At 66.9% G+C, this 17111-nt stretch carries 16 protein-coding genes and 1 riboswitch; of the genes, 8 read left to right on the plus strand and 8 right to left on the minus strand.

Translation table 11 applies throughout. The features are described from left to right. Positions 1-101 precede the first annotated feature (101 nt). Positions 102-1010: a complex I NDUFA9 subunit family protein gene (locus IB258_RS09430; RefSeq protein ID WP_175181127.1), complete on the plus strand. Its 909-nt coding sequence runs from the start codon at positions 102-104 to the stop codon at positions 1008-1010. 7 nt (positions 1011-1017) lie between these two features. Here IB258_RS09430 and ruvA read toward each other — a convergent pair whose 3' ends face one another. The 6 genes from ruvA to IB258_RS09460 all read right to left on the minus strand — a co-directional run bounded on the left by ruvA (position 1018) and on the right by IB258_RS09460 (position 6539). After that, a complete protein-coding gene (ruvA, locus tag IB258_RS09435; RefSeq protein WP_013391723.1) occupies positions 1018-1590 on the minus strand; it encodes a Holliday junction branch migration protein RuvA in 573 nt (190 codons plus the stop codon). A 125-nt stretch (positions 1591-1715) separates the two neighbouring features. After that, positions 1716-2264, minus strand: coding sequence for a crossover junction endodeoxyribonuclease RuvC (gene ruvC / locus IB258_RS09440; protein WP_054457336.1), 549 nt, complete (start codon positions 2262-2264; stop codon positions 1716-1718). Then, positions 2264-3853, minus strand: a complete 1590-nt coding sequence (purH, locus tag IB258_RS09445; protein WP_054457334.1) for a bifunctional phosphoribosylaminoimidazolecarboxamide formyltransferase/IMP cyclohydrolase — start codon at positions 3851-3853, stop codon at positions 2264-2266. Before purH ends, ruvC begins: the two co-directional genes overlap by 1 nt. A gap of 101 nt (positions 3854-3954) precedes the next feature. Next, positions 3955-4194, minus strand: a complete 240-nt coding sequence (locus tag IB258_RS09450; protein WP_006217670.1) for a helix-turn-helix domain-containing protein — start codon at positions 4192-4194, stop codon at positions 3955-3957. A 36-nt stretch (positions 4195-4230) separates the two neighbouring features. Further along, on the minus strand, positions 4231-5256 hold the full coding sequence (dusB, locus tag IB258_RS09455; protein ID WP_054457331.1) for a tRNA dihydrouridine synthase DusB: 1026 nt from the start codon (positions 5254-5256) through the stop codon (positions 4231-4233). A gap of 113 nt (positions 5257-5369) precedes the next feature. Beyond that, positions 5370-6539 (minus strand): UbiH/UbiF/VisC/COQ6 family ubiquinone biosynthesis hydroxylase, encoded by a 1170-nt coding sequence (locus IB258_RS09460; RefSeq protein WP_054457329.1) that lies wholly within the window; start codon positions 6537-6539, stop codon positions 5370-5372. Between the two features lie 79 nt (positions 6540-6618). Between IB258_RS09460 and IB258_RS09465 the strand changes: the two genes are divergently transcribed. Then, positions 6619-7083, plus strand: a complete 465-nt coding sequence (locus IB258_RS09465) for a hypothetical protein (protein WP_054457327.1) — start codon at positions 6619-6621, stop codon at positions 7081-7083. A gap of 23 nt (positions 7084-7106) precedes the next feature. On the opposite strand, the gene IB258_RS09470 is transcribed toward IB258_RS09465, so the two are convergent. Beyond that, entirely contained in the window at positions 7107-8450 is a 1344-nt protein-coding gene (locus IB258_RS09470) for an aminopeptidase P N-terminal domain-containing protein (protein ID WP_119449696.1), read from the minus strand. Positions 8451-8579: 129 nt separating this feature from the next. Further along, positions 8580-8812, plus strand: a riboswitch (yybP-ykoY riboswitch). 7 nt (positions 8813-8819) lie between these two features. Between IB258_RS09470 and IB258_RS09475 the strand changes: the two genes are divergently transcribed. From IB258_RS09475 to IB258_RS09500, 6 genes are all read left to right on the plus strand, one after another. Next, positions 8820-9824 carry a sodium:calcium antiporter gene (locus IB258_RS09475; RefSeq protein ID WP_119449695.1) on the plus strand — a complete coding sequence of 335 codons (1005 nt, stop codon included), beginning with the start codon at positions 8820-8822 and terminating at the stop codon, positions 9822-9824. A gap of 433 nt (positions 9825-10257) precedes the next feature. Further along, positions 10258-10611: a hypothetical protein gene (locus tag IB258_RS09480; protein WP_054449923.1), complete on the plus strand. Its 354-nt coding sequence runs from the start codon at positions 10258-10260 to the stop codon at positions 10609-10611. 421 nt (positions 10612-11032) lie between these two features. Next, positions 11033-13831, plus strand: a complete 2799-nt coding sequence (gene mgtA / locus IB258_RS09485) for a magnesium-translocating P-type ATPase (RefSeq protein ID WP_175159432.1) — start codon at positions 11033-11035, stop codon at positions 13829-13831. A 52-nt stretch (positions 13832-13883) separates the two neighbouring features. Beyond that, a complete protein-coding gene (locus IB258_RS09490) occupies positions 13884-14987 on the plus strand; it encodes a porin (protein WP_054449927.1) in 1104 nt (367 codons plus the stop codon). An 87-nt stretch (positions 14988-15074) separates the two neighbouring features. Continuing rightward, on the plus strand, positions 15075-15950 hold the full coding sequence (locus IB258_RS09495) for a cytochrome c oxidase assembly protein (protein WP_156337297.1): 876 nt from the start codon (positions 15075-15077) through the stop codon (positions 15948-15950). Positions 15951-16015: 65 nt separating this feature from the next. Next, the gene (locus tag IB258_RS09500) at positions 16016-16213 is read left to right on the plus strand and encodes a hypothetical protein (protein ID WP_054449932.1); all 198 of its coding nucleotides are present in this window, start codon (positions 16016-16018) and stop codon (positions 16211-16213) included. 28 nt (positions 16214-16241) lie between these two features. On the opposite strand, the gene galU is transcribed toward IB258_RS09500, so the two are convergent. Further along, a complete protein-coding gene (gene galU / locus IB258_RS09505) occupies positions 16242-17093 on the minus strand; it encodes a UTP--glucose-1-phosphate uridylyltransferase GalU (RefSeq protein ID WP_054449934.1) in 852 nt (283 codons plus the stop codon). Positions 17094-17111 lie beyond the last annotated feature (18 nt).

The following is a 17111-nucleotide window of genomic DNA, read 5'->3' on the forward strand; positions in this document are numbered from 1 at the left end:
CCCCTTCTGGCGGCCCCCTTGCGGGCCGCCGCCGCGCGCTTGCGGTTGTCGCGTGTGCAAGGCAGAATCGGGACTGAATCCTGACGAACAGGGGCTGCGACATGCGTATCCTTGTCATCGGCGGCACCGGTTTCATAGGCCGTCATCTGGTAGCGCGGCTATCCGCGGATCAGCATCAGATCGTCGTGCCCACCCGGCTCCACAGCCGCGGGCGCGACCTGCAGATTCTTCCCACCGTGACCTTGCTCGAAGCCGACGTGCACGACGACGCCACGCTGGACGGCCTGGCGCAGGGCTGCGACGCGGTCATCAACCTGGTGGGCATTCTGCACGGCAACGCCGGCCGGCCTTATGGCTCGGAATTCGCGCGGGCCCACGTGCTGCTGCCGCAGCGCATCGCGCAAGCTTGTCGCCGGCAGGGCGTGCGCAGGCTCATCCACATCAGCGCGCTGGGCGCCGATTCCAACGGCGACAGCATGTACCAGCGCTCCAAGGGCGACGGCGAAGCCGCCATCAAGCAGGAATTCCAGGGCAATCAGGACGGCGGCTGGACCATCTTCCGGCCCTCGGTGGTCTTCGGTCCGGACGACAAGTTCACCAATATGTTCGCCGGGCTGGCGCGGTGGCTGCCGGTGCTGCCGCTGGCCGGCGCGCATGTGCGCATGCAGCCGGTCTACGTGGGCGACGTGGTCGCTGCCATCGTCTCGGCCCTGGGCAATACGCACACCTGCGGCAAGACCTATGAACTGGGCGGACCCCAGGTCTACAGCCTGGGCGAGATCGCGCGCCTGTGCGCCGCCTGGAGCGGCCATCCGCGGCCGGTGGTCAGCATGCCGATGGGCGTGGGCCGCATGCAGGCCCGGCTGTTCGAATGCATGCCGGGCACGCCTTTGATGTCGCGCGACAATCTGGATTCCTTGCGCCGCGACAACATCTGCAGCGGGCCGATCGCGCCCGAACTGCACGTGGTGCCGACGGGCCTGGAAGCCGTGGCGCCGCGCTACCTGTAAGCCGGTTTCAGCGCACCAGTGCTTTCAATGCCTGCTTGATGCCGTCGGACACGCCCACGCCTTCCGGCAGCGTCTTCAGCGCCGACAGCGATTCCTTTTCTGAATAGCCCAGCGCCAGCAGCGCGTTTAGGATGTCCGACTGGTTGTCCGGCGCCGCGTGCGGCGAGGCGCCGATGTCCGCGCCCAGTTTGCCCCGCATTTCCAGCAGCAGGCGTTCGGCGGTCTTCTTGCCGATGCCGGGCACGCGCGTCAGGCGGCCCGATTCCTGCAGCGTAATGGCCTGCGCCAGGTCAGCCACCGACAACCCCGACAGCACCGACAGCGCGGTGCGCGCGCCGATGCCGCTGACCTTGATCAGTTCGCGGAAAGCGCTGCGTTCGCCTGCCGAAGCGAAGCCGTACAGGATGTGGGCGTCTTCGCGCACCGTCAGGTGCGTGTAGAGCGTGACGCGCGCGCCCGTGTCGGGCAGCGAGTACAGCGTGCTCATGGGCACGTCGATGTCATAGCCCAGACCGCCCACGTCCACGCAGATGGTGGGCGGGAGTTTCTCGATCAGGGTTCCGGTGATGCGTCCGATCATGGTGATGGTGGCCTGCCAATGGTGAGGCCGCTGAATGCGCGGCGGATGCGGGGATTCTATACGCGCGGGCGCGCATGCGGCGGGAACGGGTCCCGCTTCGCGGCAAATCGCGGCGTGCCAGGCGTTCAGCCGATCAGGCGGCCGTTGCGGATGCGGGTCTTGCCGCTCATGCGCAGCGAGGCGCCCAGGCGTTCGAGCTTGTCCTGCAGCGGGCCGGCATGGGCATGGCAGATGGCACAGGCCAGCGCGTCGGCCGAGTCGGGCGCGGGCGCGCCGTCCAGCGACAGCAGGTGCTGCACCATCATCTGCACCTGCTCCTTGGCGGCGCGGCCGGTGCCGACCACGGCTTTCTTGATCTGCAGCGCGGTGTACTCGTGCACGGGCAGCGAACTGTCGGCCAGCGCGCACAGCGCGGCGCCGCGCGCCTGGCCCAGCAGCAGGGTGGAAGCGGGGTTGGTGTTCAGGAAGATGATTTCCAGCGCGGCCACGTCGGGTTGCGTGTCGCGAGCCACCTGGCGCAGATTGTCCAGGATGACCTTAAGGCGTTCGGACAGCGCCAGCGCCGGCGGGACCACGATGGTCCCGCTGGCCACATAGCGCAGCCGCGGGCCGTCGGCATCGATCACACCGAAGCCGGTGCGGCGCAGGCCGGGATCGATGCCGAGGACGCGCATCAGTGGCGGAAGTGGCGGGTGCCGGTCAGCACCATGGCGATGCCGTGCTCGTCGGCTGCGGCAATCACTTCGTCGTCGCGCACGCTGCCGCCCGGCTGGATCACGCAGGTTGCGCCCGCGGCCACCACCACGTCCAGGCCGTCGCGGAACGGGAAGAAGGCGTCCGACGCCACGGCCGAGCCCTTCAGGGTCAGACCGGCGTTTTCCGCCTTGATCGAGGCGATGCGGGCCGAGTCGATGCGGCTCATCTGGCCGGCGCCCACGCCCAGGGTCATGCCGCCGCCCACGAACACGATGGCGTTGGACTTGACGTACTTGGCGACCTTCCAGGCGAATGCCAGGTCGTTCATTTCGGCTTCGGTGGGCTGGCGCTTGCTGACCACCTTGAGCGCGTCGCGCGGCACGTTGTAGGCGTCCGGGCTCTGCACCAGCCAGCCGCCGCCCACGCGCTTGATGTCGAAGGCGTTCTGGCCCGTGCCCATCGGCACTTCCAGCACGCGCACGTTCTTCTTGGCGGCCAGGATGGCCAGCGCGGCGCCGTCATAGGCGGGAGCCAGCAGCACTTCCAGGAACTGCGCGCTCACGGCTTCGGCCGTGGCGGCGTCGACCGGGCGGTTGAAGGCGATGATGCCGCCGAAGGCCGAGGTCGGGTCGGTCTTGAAGGCTTGCTGGTAGGCGCCCAGCGTGTCGGCCGCGACGGCCACGCCGCAGGGGTTGGCGTGCTTGACGATGACGCAGGCGGGCGCTTCGAAGCTGCGCGCGCATTCCCAGGCGGCGTCCGCGTCCGCAATGTTGTTGTAGGACAGTTCCTTGCCCTGCAGCTGGCGGTAGTTGCCCAGCAGGCCAGCCGGACGCTGCGCGTCCACGTAGAAGGCGGCGGTCTGGTGCGGGTTCTCGCCATAACGCAGGGCCTGTTCCTGCTTGACCTGCAGGGTCAGGGTGCCGGGCCATTCGTTGCGGGCCGGCACGGCTTCCTGCTTGGGCTCGGCTTCGGCCAGGCTGGTCAGGTAGGCGGCGATGGCGCCGTCGTAGGCGGCGGTGTGGGCGTAGACCTTGGAGGCCAGCGCCAGGCGCAGGCCATAGGAGGTGTTGCCGCCCTTGTCCATTTCGGCCAGCACGCGCGAATAGTCGACGGGGTCGATCACCACCGTCACGCCGCCGGCTTCGGTGCCGTGGTTCTTGGCCGCCGCGCGCAGCATGGCCGGGCCGCCGATGTCGATGTTCTCGACGGCGTCGGCGAAGGTGCAGTCCGGCTTGGCAACGGTTTCGCGGAACGGGTACAGGTTGACCACCAGCATGTCGATGCGGTCGATGCCCGCCGCCTTGATGGTGTCCATGTGCTCGGCGCTGTCGCGGCGCGCCAGCAGGCCGCCGTGGATTTTCGGGTGCAGCGTCTTGACGCGGCCATCGAGAATTTCGGGCGAACCCGTGTGGGCCGCCACTTCGGTGACGGTCAGGCCGGAGTCGGCCAGCAGCTTGGCGGTGCCGCCGGTGGACAGCAGGCGCACGCCGCGCGCAGCCAGGGCGCGGGCAAATTCAACGATGCCGGTCTTGTCGGACACCGAAAGCAGGGCGGTTTCGATTTTCATGGTGAGGGACGGAGTGGGGCGGGAGCGCCTTTCTCGTTCAGGTCGGATGGGAAATCTGGGGGAGCGGGCGGCGCGATGCGCCTGCCGCCCGCGCGCGAAAGCTATACCTGGATATTGTGCGCCAGCAACTTCTTGCGCAGGGTGTTGCGGGTGATGCCCAGCATTTCGGATGCCCGCGACTGGTTGCCGCCCGACCTTTCCAACGCCACTTCAAGCACCGGGCGCTCCACGCAGCGCATCACCATGTCCCACATGTCGTGGGGTTCGGATTCGCCCAAGTCTTCGAAATAGCGCTCCAGGCTGGCGCGCACGCATTCTTCCAGGACATCTTTCTTGCTCATTTGAGTACAGATATTTTTATGTTGGTGTTGAGGCGGTTATGCCGCCAGCAGGGCTTCTGCGACCGGCGCCGGATGGGATCCGCCGTCGCGCGAGATGAGGTCGAACCAGTCCGACACGGCCCGCCACTGGTCGCGGGTGTTGTCGATCAGATTCATGCGGGCGCAGAACGAATCCGCCCCCGGCAGGCCGTCCAGATACCAGCCTATGTGCTTGCGCGCCGTGCGTACGCCGGTGTGCTCGCCGTAAAACCGGTAATGGTCGTCGAGATGTTCGAGCAGCAGCTCGCGCATTTCCCCATAGGAGGGAGGGGCCAGTGTTTCGCCCGTGCGCAGGTAGTGGTCGATTTCGCGGAAAATCCAGGGACGGCCTTGGGCCGCCCGGCCGATCATGACCGCGTCGGCGCCAGTGTAATCCAGGACGTGCCGGGCTTTTTCGGGCGTAGTGATATCTCCGTTGGCGACAACGGGGATTTTCAGCTCGGCCTTGACGGCGCGGATAGTGTCATATTCCGCCTCGCCCGTATAGAGGTCGGCGCGGGTGCGGCCATGCAGGGTCAGGGCGGCGATGCCGGCGTTTTCGGCCATTTTCGCCACCCGCAGGGCATTGCGGCTTTCGCGGTCCCAGCCCGTGCGGGTCTTCAGGGTCACCGGCACGTCCAGCGGCGCGCAGGCGGATACCACCGCGTCCAGGATGCGGGCGATCTGGTCTTCATGGCGCAAGAGCGCCGACCCGGAGGCCACGTTGCAGACCTTCTTGACCGGGCAGCCCATGTTGATGTCGATGATCCGGGCGCCCTTGCTGGCGTTGAACACCGCCGCCTCCGCCATCATGGCAGGGTCGGCGCCGGCGATCTGCACCGAAATGGGGGCGATCTCGCCGTCATGGTTCAGGCGGCGGGAGGTTTTGACGCTATCCCACAGCTTGGGGTTGCTCGCGGCCATTTCCGAGACGGCATAGCCCGCCCCCAGCTTCTTGCAAAGCTGGCGGAAAGGACGGTCCGTCACGCCCGCCATGGGCGCGACCAGCACGTTGTTGGGAAGGGTCCATTGACCTATGCGCATGCTCACATTTTAACCGGCTCGTTCGCGCCCTCTTTGTCACCTGGAGAACAATTCGTAACAAAGGAAGGCGAAAGCAGACAACCGCCCCATTATCGGGGGCGGATAGGAAGAGTTCAGGCGCGGAAACCTTGCAGCAGATGCTGCGCCAGCGGCGCGCGCAGCGGAGAGGCCAGATCCATCCCCAATAAGGCCAGACCACAGGCGTGCTCCACCGGCGCCAGGCCGGTCGAGAAGATGCGGGGCATCAGATCGGTCAGGCCGGCGGTGATGAAGCGGTCCACGTGGCGCGCTCCGGCGAACTCCGCCAGGGCGGAGCCGGGATTGACCTCCGGGTGAGCCAGCCAGCCGGCCAGCGTCTGGGCCAGGCGGGCTGCGTCGCGCAGGCCCAGGTTCAGGCCCTGGCCTGCGACCGGATGCAGGGTTTGCGCGGCATTGCCGATGGCCGCCACGCGGCCGTGCACCTGGGCGCGGCGGGCGCTGAGCGCCAGCGGAAAGACATGCCGGGGCGCCTGGCTGGAAAGCCGTCCCAGGCGGTCGCCGAAGGCGACGGACAGCGCCCGCGAAAACGCGGCATTATCCAGCGCCGCCAGTTCGGCGGCGCGCTCAGGCGCGCTGCACCAGACCACCGAATAGGCGTCCGGGGTCTGCGGATGCGGCAGCAGCGCCAGCGGGCCTTCGGCGGTGAAGCGCTCCCAGGCCCAGCCGCGGCGGGGCAGGGTGGCGTGCGCCGTGGTCAGCACCGCATGCTGGTCGTAGTCGCGGCGCACGTCGACCGCGCCCGCGCCGTCGGATTGCACCGCCACCCGGCACAGCAGCGTCGTGTCGCCTTGTTCGATGCGCACGCCGTCCGCGTCCTGCATGCCGATCCGGGCGGGCGGGCCCGGCAGCACGGTGACGCCGCAGGCGGCCACGCATTCGTCCAGCTTGGCATGCAGGCCGGAATAGGCGACCACGCTGCCCAGCTGCGGCACGCCGAAATCGGTGTTCTGGATCAGCGTCCGGCCCAGCCGGCCGCGTTGCGACACATGGATGTTGCGGATGTCGGCCGAGCGTTCGGGCCAGGCATGCAGCGACTCCAGCAGCACCCGGCTGCCGTGGTTCATGGCCAGCACGCGGGGATCCGTGGCGGGCGCCGCCGCCGACGGCGCGACCGGGGCGGGCGCGCTGGCGGCAAGCAGCGCGATGCGCGCGGGGTCGGGCGCCACGCGCGCCAGCATCAGGGCCAGCACGCGGCCCACCGGGCCCGCGCCTAGAATCGCTATGTCGAAGGCGGATGAAGTCATGCCCGGATTTTAACCGTCCACTACAATCCGCAGCAGCCGGCGCGTCTTGGCGCCGTGGTCCTCTTTCCGGTCGATCGACATGACGCAGCTACAGGCCTCATCCCCGTTGTCCGCAGCATCCGCCCGCCGCCCGCGCGGCAAGGTCGCGGTCGGGCTGCTGGCCTGCCTGTTCGGGGCGGTGGGGGCGCATTGGTGGTATCTGGGGCGCCGCCACGCCTGGCTGGTGACCGCGTACACGCTGATCAGCCTGTTCTGTGCCGTCAGCTTCTACCCTGTCTGGTACGACAACCCCGCCTTCTTCCTGGTGTTCATACCCATGGTCGACGGGTTCATCGAGAGCGCGGTGTTCTCGTTGATGCCGGACGAGAAATTCGACCGCCTCTACAACGACGGATTGGGCCGGCCGACCCAGACCGGCTGGGGGCCGGTGCTGGTTGCGATCCTGGCCTGCCTGGTCGGCGCCATCGTGTCCATGTTCGCCATCGCCATGGTGGTGGTCTACACCTGGATCGCCATGGGCTGGCTCGACGGCTACGTCTTTTAGCGCGGATCTGGCGCGCCGCCAGCCTACTCGCGCATCAGCGCTTCGATCTCGCCGGCCTGCACCGGCACGCCGCGGGTGATGAGTTCACAGCCTTCGTCCGTGACCAGCGCGTCGTCTTCGGTGCGGATGCCGATGTTCCAGTAGGCCTCGGGCACGTCGTCAGCGGGCCGCACGTAGATGCCGGGCTCGATCGTCAGCATCATTCCCGGTTCCAGCTTGCGCCAGGGGCGTTCGGCGCCGTGGGCCGGGCCGGGCTGGCGGTAGTCGCCCACGTCGTGCACGTCCAGGCCCAGCCAGTGGCCGGTGCGGTGCATGTAGAAGCGGCTGTAGTCGCCGGATTCCAGCACCCCGTCCAGCGAGCCTTTCAAGAGTTTCAGGTCCAGCATGCCCTGCGCCAGCACGCGCAGGGCGGCCTGATGGCCGTCGTTGAAGCTGCGGCCGGGCGCCGTGGCCTGGGCGGCGGCATCCTGCGCGGCCACCGTCAGGTCGTACAGCGCGCGCTGCGGACCGCTGTAGCGGCCGTTCACCGGGAACGTCCGGGTGATGTCGCTGGCGTAGCTGTCGACCTCGCAGCCTGCGTCGATCAGCACCAGGTCGCCGTCGCGCAACACGGCTTCGCCGGCCGGGTAGTGCAGCACGCAGGCATTGGCGCCGGCGGCCACGATGCTGTTGTAGGCCACCGATTGCGCGCCGTGGCGGCGGAACTCGTACAGCAGTTCGGCCTCGATCTCGTACTCCCGCATGCCGGCGCGGGCCACGCGCATGGCGCGCACGTGGGCGCCGGCGGAGATCTTGGCCGCGCGCCGCATGGCCGCGATTTCCGTGGCGTCCTTGATCAGCCGCATCTCGGCCAGCAGCGGCCGGATGTCCTGTTGGCGCGAAGGCGGCGCATGGCCGCCGCGGCCGGCCTCGCGCGCCGCGGCCAGCCAGCGGTGCAGGCGCCCGTCGCTGCGCTTGTCGCCCGCCAGTGGAGCGTACAAGGTGGCATGGTCCTGCAGCAGCGCCGGCATCAGTTCGTCCAGCGCATCGAGCGGATGGGCGTCGTCGAAGCCGAAATGCGCCGCGGCCGCCTCGGGGCCGAAGCGCTTGCCCTCCCATATTTCATGTTCGATGTGGCGGGGGCGGCAGAAGAGCACGGCGCGGTCGGTCGCACCGGCGGTCAGCACCAGCCAGGCGCCGGGTTCGGTGAAGCCGGTCAGGTAGAAGAAGTCGCTGTCGTGCCGGTATGGATATTCCGCGTCGCGGTTGCGCGTGGCTTCCGGGGCGGTCGCCAGTATGGCGATGCCGCCGCCCTCCGCGCGCATCTGCGCCATCAGGCGTTGGCGCCGCGCGGCGTAAGGGGCGATGTCGTCGGGAGGCAGGCTCATGGCGGACTGGGGCGCGAACCCCGGCAGGGTGAGGATGCCGTTTACTTTACCTGCCATCCCCTGCTTGCGACAGCCCGCAAGGGGCGCACTGAATTCGCTGGACCGCGCAGGCCAAGCTGCTACAATCGCCGCTCTGTCATTGGGGAGTAGCCATCCTTTGTCCCCACAAAGGAGCTAGCGTCAACAGACTTGGTGGTTCAGCGCTGCGCAGCAGCCGCTAGAACTCCATGGCGCTAGTAGCGGTATCCATGCACGGCGGCACCCGCCGCATGGATCAGCCAGGCGAGACCTTTGGCCGCGTTGCGTTCACCCCAGCCGGGCGAGCCGCGACGTCGCGCCAATTGGTTTCTGCTCGTCCGGCTCGCCCATATGTTTCTCACCCTGTTCCTGTTTTTCCTGTCAGCGGCAGTGATCTACTTCGCCTGCGAGTTCTTCGTGAACGGCGTCGAATGGGTCGGCCATCGCTTCCAGCTTGGCGCCACCGCCACCGGCACCGTGCTGGCCGCGTTCGGTACGGCCTTGCCGGAAAGTGCCGTGACCTTCATGGCTGTCGTGTTTGGCGAAACCCCCGAGCAAAAAGACATAGGCGTCGGCGCCGCCATGGGCGGCCCGCTGGTGCTGGCGACGCTGGCGTATGCGGTGGTTGGCCTGGCTCTGTGGCGCTCGCGCCGCGGGCGGGCCACGCAGGCGGACTGTATCAACGCGGACCAGCGCCGGCTGGCCCGCGACCAGGCCTGGTTCATGGGCATCTTCATCTTCAAGGTGGGCCTGGGCCTGCTGGCCTTTGCCTGGAAGCCCTGGTTGGGCATCCTGTTCCTGGCCACCTACGGCCTTTACGTCAAGCGCGAGCTCAGCAACGACGAGGAGAGCCTGGACAGCGAGGACCTCGAACCGCTGAAGCTGCGCCCGCGCGACGAGGATCCGAGCATGTTCTGGGCAGTCACGCAGACGGTGCTGGCCCTGGTCGTGATCGCCGGGGCATCGCATGTGTTCGTGAACCAGATCGAGTTGCTGGGCGTGGCGATGGGCGCATCGCCTCATGTGGCCGCGCTGTTGCTGGCGCCGGTGGCGACCGAGCTGCCGGAAATCATGAACGCGCTGATCTGGGTGCGCCAGGGCAAGGAACGGCTGGCGCTGGCCAATATTTCGGGCGCCATGATGATTCAGGCGACCATCCCAAGCGCGCTGGGTATCTTCATGACGCCCTGGCTGCTGGACGGTCCCCTGCTCGCGGCAGGCCTGTTCACGATGCTGTCGATCGGCCTGCTGTGGCTCCGTTTCCGCCGCTCGGCCATGAGCGTGCCGGCGTTGTCGGCCGTGGGGGGCCTGTATGCCGTGTTCGCAGCCTATCTGGGCTGGCATTTCTACGTCTGACGGCGTTTGGTGCGCGGGGCTTGGGGCCCCGCGCTTTTTTCCGCATTCAGGCTCGATTTAGCGCCAAAAGCCTTGTCCATAAGTGGAAACCCGCGTAAAATCTTGCCCGTTATCCATCCCAGGAGCAGTCTTCGTGAATACCGATTCCGGCGAAAGTTGTCGATCTTGCATCGACGTCGCTGTTTAACAGGTCCACGCAGAACTCCGTCTGCCGCAGCCTGTTGAACAGGTTGCGGTTGTATCCCAAGCTCCAGGCGGGCAATCGCGCAAGCCAGCGGCTTGCCGGGAAACTCCCCAACATAAACCGCCAGAACCGCCGCTTCAGCCGCAGCGTCAGCGTTCGCGCACGTTTTTCTCGTGCCTGTCCGCCACGCGCAGCGCGCATGCGCGCGTATTCGCGATCACGCTCCCCATTCTTGCAATGGAGGTCGTTATGCGTTTCTTCGACTTGTTCCTACGCCGCGCCGGCGTGGACCGCGCCACCGCCCTGGGCCGCCGCCGCGGCACTTCGCGCCTGACGGTCATCTGTCCGCGCGACGAGCTGGGCGCCTTGCGCAAGCAGATCTGCCTGGACTTCAGCGCCGCCGGCCTGGACGTCTCGCAAGTGCAGATCGACCAGGGCCGGGATCCTGGCATGGCATCCGCCTGCATTACCGTCAATTGCCCCCCGGAGCTGCGGGGCGAACTGATGTCGCAGGCGCGCCGCCTGAGCGCCAATCCCGCCGTGCGCCACGTGCATTTCGGCACCCAGACCACGACGCCGGCCGCGCAGGCCGCGCTGGCCTGAAGCCGTCCTTTCTTCCACAGGAGAGATCATGCCCAGTGCCTTAGACCCCGAGCCTCGATTGCGCCCAGTGCGCGGCGCCGGCATGCCTGTCTGACCTGTCTCCTCGCTGCGAGCCGACAGGCAGGATAGTCATCCTGGCCCGTACGGAGTCCGCAGCCAAGAATCACCGGCCTGGCCCACGTCGCGTGCGCCTCTGCCGCCGGCACCGATTCCTCCGCTAGCTCCCATCCGTTTTCCGCACCCGGCGCATTTCATGCGATCCGGATACCGGCAACATTGCCCCGGCGCCTGCGCACGCCTGTACGCGGCGGTTTGACGGCTTTCTGCGCGAAAGCCGCGGACCGCTGCTGCCCGCGCGCAGCCAGCAGAGGGCAGGGTCGTCCGTGTCTCCAACAACTACACGTACAACCGGAGCACTCCGATGTTCAAGTTTCTCAAGTCCTTCTTTACGTCGGCGGCGGGCCTGCGCCATAGCGCCAGACACTTCCGCCGTTCGCCCATGCCGGAACGCGGCGTCGCGACCGCCGCGGCGTCTTCCGACACCGCGCGCCATGCCAACCGCCAGATGCTGGACCTGTCGCGCATGGGCTTCGGCGCCCTGTTCGCCCTGTTCGGCAGCAGCCGCGGCGGGCTGTCCGAGGCCCAGGCGCAGACCGCGCGCGAACGCTACGGCGCCAACGAGGTCGACCACGAAAAGCCGCTCTCCTGGTACACGCATCTGTGGCTGTCCTATCGCAATCCGTTCAACCTGCTTCTGACCGCGCTGGCGGCGCTGTCCTGGCTCACCGATGTGCGCATGGCCGTGCCTGACGACCAGTCCTGGACGGCGGTATTCATCATCGGCGCCATGGTGCTCATCTCCACCGTGCTGCGGTTTGCGCAGGAACAGCGCTCCAGCCGCGCCGCCGAGGCGCTCAAGGCCATGGTGCAGAACACCGCCACCGTGCTGCGCAGCGACCCGGCGACCCAGGCCGAGGGCGATGCCCGCCGCTATTTCGGCGTGGCGCTGCATGTCAGCGGCTCGCGCCAGATCGAGGTGCCGCTGGCGGAGCTGGTGCCGGGCGACGTGGTGCTGCTGTCGGCGGGCGACATGATTCCCGCCGACTGCCGCATCCTGAATGCCAAGGACCTGTTCATCGCGCAGGCCGCGCTGACGGGCGAATCGCTGCCTGTCGAAAAGTACGCCACGCAGCGCAGCGAGACCGCCAACGCGCTGGAACTTGAGAACATGGCGTTCATGGGTACCAACGTGGTCAGCGGCTCGGGCAGCGCCCTGGTGGTCGCCACGGGCTCGCGCAGCTACTTCGGCCAATTGGCCGGGCGCGTCACGCAGACCAGCCGCGCGCCGACCCAGTTCCAGCAGGGCATCAACCGCGTGAGTTGGGTGCTGATCCGTTTCATGCTGGTCATGGCGCCCATCGTCATGCTGATCAACGGCTTTACCAAGGGCGATTGGATGGAGGCGCTGCTGTTCGCGCTGGCCATCGCCGTGGGCCTGACGCCCGAAATGCTGCCCATGATCGTCACGGCCACCCTGGCCAAGGGCGCCGTGCGCATGTCGCGCCGCAAGGTCGTGGTCAAGCGGCTGGACGCGATCCAGAACCTGGGCGCGATGAACGTGCTGTGCACGGACAAGACCGGCACCCTGACCCAGGACCGCATCGTGCTGGAGCGCCACACCGACGTCTACGGCGCCAGCAGCGACGACGTGCTGGCCTACGCCTATCTCAACAGCTACTACCAGACCGGTTTGAAGAACCTGCTGGATGTGGCGGTGCTGCAGCACGCCGAAGTCGAGCGCAAGCTGGATCTGGCGGCAAAGTACCGCAAGGTCGACGAGATCCCCTTCGACTTTTCCCGGCGCCGCATGTCGGTCGTGGTCAACGAAACCGAGAATGGCCGCGAGCATCACGAATTGATCTGCAAGGGCGCGCTGGAAGAGATGCTGGCGGTCTGCACCCGCCTGCGCGTGGGCCACGAAGAGCATCTGCTGACCGATGCCCGCCGGGCCGACATCCGCCGGGTGACGGCGGACCTGAATCGCGACGGCCTGCGCGTCATCGCGGTGGGCGTCAAGGAAATGCCGCCCACCCAGCAAACCTACGGCGTGGCCGACGAGTCCGATCTGGTGCTGGTCGGATATATGGCCTTCCTGGATCCTCCCAAGGAATCCACCGCCCCCGCGCTCAAGGCGCTCAAGGATTCCGGCATCGAAGTGAAGGTGCTGACCGGCGACGTGGAGCTGGTGACGCAGAAGGTCTGCCGCGAGGTCGATTTCGAGGTGCGCAAGGTCTATCTGGGCGCCGATATCGAGGCAATGGACGAGGCGCAACTGGCCGCCGCCGTACGCGAGGCCAATGTGTTCGCGCGGCTCACGCCGGCCCACAAGGAGCGCATCGTGCGCAGCCTCAGGGCCCAGGGAAACACCGTGGGCTTCATGGGCGACGGCATCAACGACGCGCCAGCCCTGCGGGCGGCCGACGTGGGCATCTCGGTGGATTCGGCGGTCGATATTTCCAAAGAGGCTGCGGACATCATCCTGCTGGAAAAGAGCCTGATGGTGCTGGAGGACGGCGTCATCGAAGGTCGCAAGACCTTCTGCAACATGCTCAAGTACCTGAAGATGACGGCCAGCTCGAACTTCGGCAATGTCTTCTCGGTCCTGGTCGCCAGCGCCTTTCTGCCGTTTCTGCCGATGCTGCCCATCCACCTGCTGGTGCAGAACTTGATGTACGACATTTCCCAGACCGCAATCCCCTTCGACAATGTCGACGAAGAATTGTTGAAGAAGCCGCAACAGTGGGACCCTGACGGCCTGGGTCGCTTCATGGTGTTTTTCGGTCCGATCAGTTCCCTGTTCGACATCGCCACCTATGCGCTCATGTGGTACGTTTTCCAGGCCAATACGCCGGAACACCAGACGCTATTCCAGTCGGGCTGGTTCGTCGAAGGATTGTTGTCGCAGACGCTCATCGTCCATATGATCCGCACACGCAAGATCCCGTTCCTGCAAAGCCGCGCCGCGTGGCCGCTGATGGGCATGACCCTGCTGGTGGTGACGATGGGGTTGCTGCTGCCGTTTTCGCCCTTGGCCGAGTACCTCCAGCTGCAGCCGCTGCCGTTGAGCTACTTCCCCTGGCTGATCGGCATCCTGTTGGCCTATTGCACGCTGACGCAGTTCCTGAAGGGAATCTGGGTCCGCCGCTACGGCTGGCAATAAGTAGATGAGGCCCGCGGCGGGCGCAAGCCCGCCGCGCGATCAGGAGAAACACATGAGAATCGCTACTTTTGCCGCGCTGATGGCAGTGGGCCTGGCCCTTCCCTTGGCGGGTCGCTGCGCCGAGACCGGGCAGGGGCTGACGCTGTACGGGGTGGTGGACGCGGGGCTGGCCGTCACCTCGGTCTCGGGGCAGGGCAGTCACAGCGGGCTGCTCAACGGCGGATTGACCGATACCCTGTGGGGCATGACAGGGGCGGAAGACATGGGCGGGGGCTGGAGCGCCAGGTTCCAGCTGGAAAGCGGCTTCGATCCCTCGTCGGGCAAGCGGGCCGACGACGACCGCTACTTCAATTACGCCGCCTGGGTCGGCCTGGGGCATGACAGCTTCGGCGACCTGCGGTTGGGGCGCCAGCACACCATAGGCCAGGTCTACGGCAATTCCCTGGAAATCGCGTCCTGGAAGGAAATGGGCATGGGCGCCACCTTCAAGGCGTCCGACAACTACCAGCTCAGCAACCTGGTCAATTACTACACGCCGGTATGGCAGGGCTTCCAGGCAGGCATCGGCTATTCCTTCGACGCCGACGACCGCAGCCAGTTCAAAACAGCCAACAACAACCGCGCGCTCAGTCTCGGCCTGAAATATGAGGATGGACCCTTGCTGGCGGTCGCCACCTGGGACCAGCTGCGCCTGGCCGACGCGCCGCCGGGCAGCAACGGACGGCCGCAAGCGGTCCAGCTGGGCGCTTCCTATGACTTCGAGGTGCTGAAGCTGTCCCTGGCATGGTCGCGCCAGCGCAACGGCGATGTCGGGCTGGACGGGGGCGATCCCGACGGACTGGGCATGGGCCTGGGACCGGCTGCCTTCGTGCGCGGCGGCACGGTCGATGCCTGGCTGGTCGGGGCCAGCGTGCCGGTCGGGCCTGGCGCCGTGCTGGTGCAATGGTCGCTGGCCCATCCGGACTGGCATTGGGACAACGGCATGACGGCGCGCAATGCGCAGGTGATGACGCTGGGCTATACCTACAGCCTGTCCCCGCGCACGACGCTCTATGCCTTCGCCGGCTATGCGTCGAACTACACGCTGGACGACCAGTTCGATCCTGCCCATTCCCACACCACGCGGGTGGGCACGGGCATTTCGCACCGTTTCTGAGCGCCGGGGCAGGGCGGGCCGGGGTCAACTACAATCGGCGGGTGCGGCGCATGGCGCCCGTCCTCGTACAGCCCCGACGTTTTCCGGATGGTTTGCATGGATAGTCTCGAATGGCTCATACCCTGGGAGTTCTCTCCCACGCTGGTGGCCTCCTTCCTGGTGGCCATCGTGCTGTTCGTGCGCGGCCAAAAGGTCCATCGCGTGACCGCCGCCCGCAGCATCCTGTTCTGGACCGGCATGGTGCTGCTGTACCTGTCCATGCATACCCGGCTGGACTACTACGCCGAGCGCATGTTCTTCATCCACCGCATCCAGCATCTGGTGTTGCACCATCTGGGGCCGCTGCTGGTGATGGCGGCATTCCCGGGGCAGGTGATGCGCGCGGGCCTGCCCATGCGCTGGCGCATCCGCCTGCGCGACTTCCTGCGCACCGGCGCCGGCCGCGCCACGGTGGCGGTGCTGACCCACAAGATCTTCGTGCCGACGCTGTTTGTTTTCCTGGTGCTGGTCTGGCTGATCCCGTCGGTGCAGTTCTATTCCATGCTGGACTGGCGCCTCTACCGCCTGATGAACTGGTCGGTGGTCATCAGCGGCTTCATGTACTGGAACCTGATCCTGGACCGCAGGCCCGCGCCTCCCGCGGCCATGACGCCGGGCGGCCGGGTCATTTCTCCCGTGCTGACGATGCTGCCGCAAATGGTGGCCGGCGCGGTCATTGCCTTCACTGAAAGCGACATCTATCCGCTGTTCGAACTATGCGGCCGCGCCATCGCCATGTCGGCCCAGACCGATCAGACCATAGGCGGCCTGACCATGTGGATTCCGGCCGCGCTGGTCGAGGTGATCGGCCTGATGGTGGCCCTGGGAACCTTGATGCGCCTGTCGGCCAAGGGGCGCTTGCGCAAGGCGGATCGCGATGCGCTGGCCCGTTCCAAGGCCCGTGCCCGCGCCGCTTCGGCCTGAAAACCGCGGCGGGTGGCATACGCCGTCAGCTTAGAAGCTCTTCGGCGTATTTCATCTGCGCAGCCTTGCTGACGATGACGCTGGAGGGTACATACCGCCAGGAGGTGCTGTACACGTCCGCACCGGGCGCCGTGATCGTCCTGATGGGCGTGGCGGCACAGCGCTTTGGCATCGGCGGGCCGAAGGCCCATGAGCCCTCGGCGCGGAAGATTCTGGAACAAGGCTTCAACGGCCGGCGCGAGGCCGCGGCGCTTAAGCCTTGACGCGGCACGAATAGCCGCAGGCTTGTGGCTATTCCGGCAGCAGGCCGTGGTACTTCTTGCCCAGCGCCACGGTGGCCTGGAACATGCCGGCCTTGCTGCCACAGTCGTAGCGCACGCCTTCATAGCGGTGCGCATACACGGCGCGCTCGCGCATCAGCGAGGCGATGCCGTCGGTCAGCTGGATCTCGTTACCGGCGCCCATCTTGGTCGAGCGCAGGTGGTCGAAGATCGCGGCTTCCAGCACGTAGCGGCCCACCACGGCGAGCGTCGACGGCGCGGCTTCGGGGTCGGGCTTTTCGACGATATGGGTGACGCGTTCCGTGCGGCCGCTGGCGCTGGCCTCCCCCTGGCGGGTGGCCACGATGCCGTACTTGCGGGTATCCGCGCGCGGCACGTCCTGCACGCCGAGCACACTGGCGTTCTGCGCCACGGCCACGTCGATCAGCTGCTTCAGCGCGGGCTGGTCGGAGTCGATCAGGTCATCGGCGAGCAGCACGGCAAAGGGTTCGTCGCCCACGGCCGGCGCGGCCGACAGCACCGCGTGGCCCAGTCCCAGCGGGGCTGACTGGCGGATATAGAGGCAATTCACATGCGCGGGTAGAATGCCTCGCACCATGGCCAAAAGCTCGTGCTTGCCCTTGCTTTCCAGGTCCGATTCGAGTTCCGGCGCGGAGTCGAAGTGGTCTTCGATGGCGCGCTTGTTGCGCCCCGTCACGAAGATGAGATCGGTGATCCCGGCGGCCACGGCTTCTTCCACGGCGTATTGGATCAGCGGCTTGTCGACCACGGGCAGCATTTCCTTGGGCATCGCCTTGGTGGCGGGCAGGAAGCGCGTACCCATGCCGGCGACGGGGAAAACGGCTTTACGGACAGGACGCATTGAGACCTCGTTGGGGCT

The sequence above is a fragment of the Achromobacter sp. ACM02 genome, from assembly GCF_014851605.1.
GTDB classification, from domain to species: Bacteria; Pseudomonadota; Gammaproteobacteria; order Burkholderiales; family Burkholderiaceae_B; genus Achromobacter; species Achromobacter aegrifaciens.